General features: G+C 76.5%; 1 protein-coding gene. It reads left to right on the forward strand.

What is annotated here, in order from left to right; all coding sequences use genetic code 11:
• The coding region (locus B2J89_RS23390; RefSeq protein ID WP_371809121.1) for a nicotinate-nucleotide diphosphorylase at positions 1–311 on the forward strand (311 nt) is incomplete at both ends.

Raw genomic sequence — 311 nt, forward strand, 5'->3', positions numbered from 1 at the left:
ACCGCCGGCCTGATCGACCCCGCGCGCACCGTGCGCGCCCGGGTGCTCGCGCGCGAGAGCGCCATCGTGTGCGGCGCGCCCTGGGCCGAGGCCGCACTGCGTGCGCTCGACCCCGGCGTGCGCCTGACCTGGCACGTCGCCGAGGGCCAGCGCTGCGCCGCCGATCAGGTGGTGCTCGAGATCGCCGGCAACGCGCGCGCGCTGCTCAGCGCCGAGCGCACCGCGCTCAACTTCCTGCAGCTGCTCTCCGCCGTCGCCACCAAGACCGCCACCTACGTCGAGGCCGTGCGCGGCACGCGCGCGCAGATCGT

The sequence above is a fragment of the Acidovorax sp. SRB_24 genome (genome assembly GCF_012931925.1).